The 6,405-nt window shown below is 58.8% G+C and carries 4 protein-coding genes; all 4 read left to right on the forward strand.

Annotated features, from left to right (window positions below):
• Positions 1 to 164: 164 nt before the first annotated feature.
• Positions 165 to 1,010 carry a tyrosine-type recombinase/integrase gene (locus D1159_RS18220; RefSeq protein WP_161847021.1) on the forward strand — a complete coding sequence of 282 codons (846 nt, stop codon included), beginning with the start codon at positions 165 to 167 and terminating at the stop codon, positions 1,008 to 1,010.
• Between the two features lie 298 nt (positions 1,011 to 1,308).
• The gene (locus D1159_RS18225; RefSeq protein ID WP_161847022.1) at positions 1,309 to 3,834 is read left to right on the forward strand and encodes a Helicase associated domain protein; all 2,526 of its coding nucleotides are present in this window, start codon (positions 1,309 to 1,311) and stop codon (positions 3,832 to 3,834) included.
• On the forward strand, positions 3,831 to 5,219 hold the full coding sequence (locus D1159_RS18230) for an undecaprenyl-phosphate glucose phosphotransferase (RefSeq protein WP_161847023.1): 1,389 nt from the start codon (positions 3,831 to 3,833) through the stop codon (positions 5,217 to 5,219). The genes D1159_RS18225 and D1159_RS18230 overlap by 4 nt, the downstream gene beginning before the upstream one ends.
• 92 nt (positions 5,220 to 5,311) lie before the next feature.
• Positions 5,312 to 6,405 (forward strand): glycosyltransferase (locus D1159_RS18235; protein ID WP_161847024.1); only part of this gene is annotated, 1,094 nt, incomplete at its 3' end.

A 6,405-nucleotide genomic window follows, 5' to 3' on the forward strand; every position in this document is an offset into this window, starting at 1 on the left:
ATGGTGTGTCCCAACTCCATTCTACCAGAGGCCTGCAAATCATGCCTCTTTTTCTTTTTGCGAAACTTATTCTACCTTATCCGTAAAAGTCACTTATTATTTTACAATAGACCTCCAAGCAGATAAAATAGATAGGACCTTAAGTGTTTGGAGGCTTACGTAATATGAAGGGACACCACCTGACAACAGCCCAAATTACCGCGTTTGGGGGGTATCTTCGGGAGAAGGAGCGGGAGGAGAGCACGATAGGAAAGTACCTGCGGGATATACGGGCCTTTCATACCTGGCTGGGAAAGCGTGCGGTGACAAAGGAGGCGGCAGCGGGGTGGAAGGAATCCCTGATGGTGTCCGAATACAAGCCGGACACCATCAACTCCATGCTCTCCGCGCTGAACCGGTTCTTCGGCTTTGCGCAGTGGCCGGAATGCAGGGTGAAGTACCTGAAAATCCAGAGGCGGCTGTTCCGCGGCGCGGAAAAAGAACTGAAGAAGGAAGAATATATGCGGCTTTTAGCAGGTGCGCATACACTGGGGAAAACGCGGCTGGCCCTGCTGATGGAGACCATCTGCGCCACAGGGATAAGGGTCAGCGAGGTGAAGCACATCACGGTGGAAGCCGTCCAGACGGGGCGGGCGGAGGTTGCGTTAAAGGGGAAAATCCGCACCATCCTGCTGCCGGGGAAGCTGTGCCGGAAGCTGCAAAAGTACGCCAGAAAGCAAAAAATCGTCTCCGGTGAGATATTTATCACCAGAAACGGGAATGGATTGTCGCGCCGGCAGATCTGGGCCGAGATGAAAGCGCTCTGCCGGAAAACCGGCATAGCGCCGTCCAAGGTATTTCCCCACAACCTGCGCCACCTGTTCGCGCGGACCTTTTATAAAATATATAAGGATGTGGCCAAGCTGGCGGATGTCCTGGGGCACTCCAGCATCGAGACAACCCGGATTTACCTTATCTCCACCGGGGAGGAGCATACACGGCAGCTGGAACGGCTGAACTTAATTTTTTAGCGCGATTTATCACAAAATATGCAATTTGTCCCCAAAACCGCTTAGGCAAAAGCCTCCACAGTAACTGCATCGGTTATCAAGTCACATATTAGCACAGGAATCGGGGAAAAGCAACTCTTTTTTGCGTAACAAATTATGCCGGGCACGTTGCTTTTTGTGTCCGGCCTATATTGTATACCATTTTTTCGTCCGCGTCATTGACGCGGGCTTTTTTGTTGCTTTACGGCGCGGATTCAGGCCGCTTTTGGGTCGGATTGCATATTTTGTGATAACGCGTGTCTTGGAGGGAGGTGTGACGATGGGGCTGAGCTTGTATGCGCACAATGAGGCGGCTTACGACAGTGTGCTGCGGATGCTGGGGGAGACAGGGAAAGCCTGCGTCATCCACCCGACGGGGACAGGGAAATCCTTTATCGGCTTCAAATACTGCCAGGAGCATCCCAGCGAGCGCGTCTGCTGGCTGTCCCCGTCCGAATACATTTTCAAGACGCAATGTGAAAATCTTATAGCGGCAGGGGCCGCGGTTCCGGGGAACATCACATTTCTGACCTACGCAAAGCTCAATATCATGCCGGAGGAGGAACTGGCGTGCCTGCGGCCCGATGTCATCGTGCAGGACGAGTTCCACCGGGGCGGGGCGCCCACATGGCAGCTGAGCCTGGGGCGCCTGCTGAAGCTGTATCCGGGGGCGAAGCGAATCGGCCTCTCTGCGACCAACGTGCGGTATCTGGACGGCCGGCGGGATATGGCGGAGGAGTTATACGACAACTGCGTGGCATCGGAGATGACGCTGGGGGAGGCCATCGTGCGGGGCATCCTGAACCCTCCGGTCTATGTAACCTGCCTTTACGCGTATGAGGGGGCTTTGAGACGGCTGGAGCAGAGGGCCCAGCGTGTGAAAGCCAGCGCGGCCCGGGACAGCGCGGAAAAATACCTTGAGGCGCTGCGCCGGGCGCTGGCGGAGGCGGACGGGCTGGACGAGATTTTCAGGAAGCATATGCCGGCCCGCGACGGGAAATATCTGGTGTTCTGCGCAAGCAAAAAACACATGGATGAAATGGTTGGGAAGGCCCCCGAATGGTTCTCCGGGGTGGACGCCGCCCCCCACATCTATGAAGCCTACGCCGACGACCCAAAGACGGAAGCGGCGTTTCAAGGGTTTAAGCGGGACAACAGCGCACACCTGAAGCTGTTGTTCTGCATTGACATGCTCAACGAGGGCGTCCATGTGGAGGATGTGGACGGGGTCATCCTGTTCCGCCCGACGGTATCCCCCACCATCTTTAAGCAGCAGATAGGCAGGGCGCTGAGCGCCAGGAAGAATAAGAGCCCTGTCATTTTCGACATCGTCAACAATTTCGAGAACCTCTACAGCATCGGGGCCATAGAGCAGGAGATGAAGGATGCGGCAGCCTGTTTCCAGGGCTCCGGAGCGGGGGACAGGATTACGGCGGGGCATTTCCGCCTGATTGACCAGGTGCGTGACTGCCGGCGGCTGTTCGACCAGCTGGAGGAGACGCTCTCCGCCTCCTGGGACGGGATGTACCGGTGCGCGAAGCGGTATTATGAGCAGTACGGGAATTTAGAGGTGCCAAAGCACTACAAGACCCCGGAGGGCGGTTCCTTGGGCATGTGGATCCTTACCCAGCGCCGTGTGCGCGGGGGAAGCGCCCCGGGGCGGCTGGATGAGGGGCGGATCCGGAAGCTGGACGCCATCGGAATGGTATGGGGACGGGTTTCAGACCTGTCCTGGGAGAGGAACTTGTCCGAGGCAAAGAGATACAGGGAAGAACAGGGGGACCTGCTTGTCCCGCGCACCTATGTCTCGGAAAAGGGGGTTGCCCTGGGGGCTTGGATAGCCCGGCAGAGGCAGGCCCGGAAAAACGGCTGTAGTCTCACGGAGGAGCAGATAAGCCAGCTTGACGGGCTGGGTATGATCTGGGACGTTGGGGACGAGCTGTGGAGGAAATACTACGCAGCGGCGCGGGATTACCGCCAGGCCCATGGGGATTTAGACGTGCCGGCCTCCTATCTCTCCCCGGAGGGGGTCCGGCTGGGCGAATGGATTTCAGCCATCCGGAAGAAACGGGAGTCCCTTACAGGCATCCAGCGCCAGGCGCTGGATGGGCTTGGGATGCTCTGGGACGGCAAGTATGACCGGCTGTGGGAGGAGGGCTACCGCCACGCGGAGGAATATTTCCGCGAGACGGGCAATCTGGATGTCCCCGGGGCATTCTGCTGTGAAGACGGATACGCGCTGGGACGCTGGATTGCCAGACAGCGCAAAGCGTTCCCAAAGTATGACAGCGGCCGGATTTCGCGGCTGGACAAGCTCGGTATGGTGTGGGAGAAAGAGGGATCCTGGGCCGTGCGGTACCGCCTTGCGGAGCGGTACTACAGGGAGCACGGGGATCTGAAGATTCCCGGCGGATATGTCATGGACGGCGTGTGGATGGACAGGTGGATTTCCGAGCAGCGGAAGAAATACAGGGACGGACAATTAACCGGGGGGCAGATACAGGCGCTGGACCGCCTCGGCATGGACTGGGAGGGCAAGGCGGAGCGGGACTGGAATAAGCGGTACCAGGCGGCAAAGGCGTATTACGACGCCCACGGCGATTTAAGGCTGCCCCACAATACCGGGGCGTACCGGGCGCTGGAGGCCTGGCTGGACCGGCAAAAGCGCAGCTATGACGCGGGGAAGCAGAGCGGGGCGCATTTGGAAAAGCTCCGGCAGATAGGGTTTGACCCAGAAGGATACCGGCCCAGGGTAAGGCGGGGCAAGAGGCCGGCCCCATCAAAGCCCGCCGGGGTGGCCTTATGATAAGGGAAAACCAGAGGCTGCTCAACCGGCTGAATGTCCTGAGCGACGGGGCGTTGATCTACCTGATGCTGCCGCTGGCATACTGGCTCCGCTTCTATGTAATGCCGGACGGCATTGCCGGTGTCCCGCTGTCGGGCTATTTGCGCATCGGAATCGCCATTGCCCTGGTGCAGCTGTTTACCTATGCCGCCTTTGGATTATACCAGTCGTCCAGGAAGACGCGGATACGCGATGAGGTGTCAAAGCTGCTCAAGGCCGATCTGCTGGACATGCTGCTTCTGCTGGGCTGGCTGTTTGTGGGCCACCGGACCCATTATTCCCGCTGGACGCTGGCGCTGTTCTTCTTTCTGAGCTTCGGCACGCTCTCCCTCAAGCGCGTCGCGGTGCGCAGGATGCTGTGGGCAATCCGCAGAAGCGGCAGGAACCAGAAGCGGGTGCTGGTGATAGGCAGCGGACAGGCCGCGGGGAACTATCTTGCGGCAATCCAGGCGGACAGGGAGCTGGGGTACCAGGCGGTGGGCTATATCGCAAAAAAGGCCGCCTCCGGCTTTGCTGCCCCCTATCTGGGCGGATATGAGGCGCTGGAGAAGGTTTTGGAGCGCACGCAGCCGGACGAGGTCATTTCCGCCATCGAGATGTCGGACTACGGGCTGACGCCGCGTATGATTGCGTGCTGTGAGGGCGCGGGGGTAAAGCTGTCCATTATCCCGTTTTACGCGGACTATATGCCGGCACACCCACAGTTTGACGACCTAAACGGCATACCGCTGATGAACATACGGCGGATACCCTTGGACAACTTTGCCAACGCGTTTGTCAAACGGGCAATGGATATCGCAGGCGCGCTGCTGATGCTCATTTTGGGTTCCCCGCTGCTGCTGGTGTCGGCCATTGGGGTCAAGCTCTCTTCCCCAGGGCCGGTTTTGTTCCGGCAGGTCAGGGTAGGCAGGAACCGGAGGCGGTTTGCCCTTCTGAAGCTGCGGACAATGGAGATGAACCCCCAGGAGGACTCCGCGTGGAGCAGGAAAGAGGACAGCCGGAGGACGCACTTCGGCTCCATACTCCGCAAGCTGTCCATAGACGAGCTGCCCCAGGCGCTGAATGTGCTCAGGGGAGATATGAGCCTTGTGGGCCCCCGGCCGGAGCTGCCGAAGTTTGTGGACCAGTTTAAAGAGGAGATACCGCTGTACATGGTGCGCCACCAGGTGCGGCCAGGCATCACCGGCTGGGCGCAGATCAACGGCTTCCGCGGCGACACGCCGATTAAAGCGCGGGTAGAGCACGATATCTATTATATTGAGAATTGGAGTGTTTGGCTTGATATCAAGATTCTGCTGGCGACCGTGTTCCGCGGGAAGTTTGTAAACGACGAAACGCTGAACTAAACAGAAGCAGAATTTAGGGCTGCACTTTTCCAAAGGGCGGTGGGTCCAGGGCAAAGCCCAACAAATCAAAAAAGTACGCAGGAAGTGAGCGATTGAGCCGCAAAGTACTGTATACAGCCTCTACATACTCCCACATAGCGCATTTCCACTTGCCGTACCTGCGGGAGTTCCAAAGGGCCGGCTGGGAGGTACATATCGCCTGCGCCGGCGCGCCGGAGGCGGCGCCCGATACGGATAAAAGTATTGCTCTCCCGTTCAAAAAGCAGATGGGCGCGCCGGACAACTTCAGGGCGGCGCGGATGCTGCGGGGGATCATCCGCGCCGGGGGGTATGAGCTTATCGTGACGCACACGTCGCTGGCGTCGTTCTTCACGCGGCTGGCGGTGAAGGGGATGAGGCCCCGTCCGAGGCTGATTAACATGGTGCATGGGTATCTGTTTGACGATGACACGCCGCTGCTCAAGCGCCAGCTTCTGCTGAACGCGGAGCGGTTTACGGCGCCGGAGACCGACCTGGTGCTCACTATGAACCAATATGATTATGGGGCAGCAAAGAAGTACAGGCTGGGGAAGCAGGTTGACAATATCCCCGGTATCGGCGTGGACTTTGGGCGGCTGGACGGGGATAGAAACAGGGAGGCAGCCATTTCACGGCAGGACCTCGGCATTTCCCCAAAGGCGTTTGTGCTGATCTATGCCGCGGAGTTTTCCAGGCGGAAGAGCCAGGACGTGCTGCTGCGGGCGATGACGTATCTTCCGGAGGAGACGGTGCTTATCCTGTGCGGTGACGGTGCGGAGCTGGAGCGGTGCAGGGCGCTGGCAAAGGGATGCGGGGTGGATAGGCGGGTGCTGTTTCCGGGGAGGGTTCAGAATATGGCGGCGTGGTACGCCCTGGCGGACGCGGCGGTGACGGCCAGCAGGAGCGAGGGCCTGCCGTTCAACGTGATGGAGGCCATGTACTGCGGCCTGCCGGTGGTGGCCAGCAGGGTCAAAGGGCATACAGATCTCATTGAGGACGGAACCACCGGCCTGCTGTATGACTACAGTGACGGGAAGGCCTGCGCTGGGAAGATACGTTGTCTTATGAACTCGCCGGCATTGCGGGATATGTTGGCCGCAAACGCCAGGCAGAGTGTAGCGCGATTTGACTTGAGTCGCGTGTTGTCTACGGTCTTGACGGCTTACGG

This window comes from Pseudoflavonifractor sp. 524-17, from assembly GCF_009935845.1.
Lineage (GTDB): Bacteria > Bacillota > Clostridia > Oscillospirales > Oscillospiraceae > Pseudoflavonifractor_A.

What these genes read in the sequence shown, in the direction of transcription:
- D1159_RS18220 (WP_161847021.1), top strand. Translation starts at nt 165, where the DNA reads ATGAAGGGACACCACCTGACAACAGCCCAAATTACCGCGTTTGGGGGG.
- D1159_RS18230 (WP_161847023.1), top strand. Translation starts at nt 3,831, where the DNA reads ATGATAAGGGAAAACCAGAGGCTGCTCAACCGGCTGAATGTCCTGAGC.
- D1159_RS18225 (WP_161847022.1), top strand. Translation starts at nt 1,309, where the DNA reads ATGGGGCTGAGCTTGTATGCGCACAATGAGGCGGCTTACGACAGTGTG.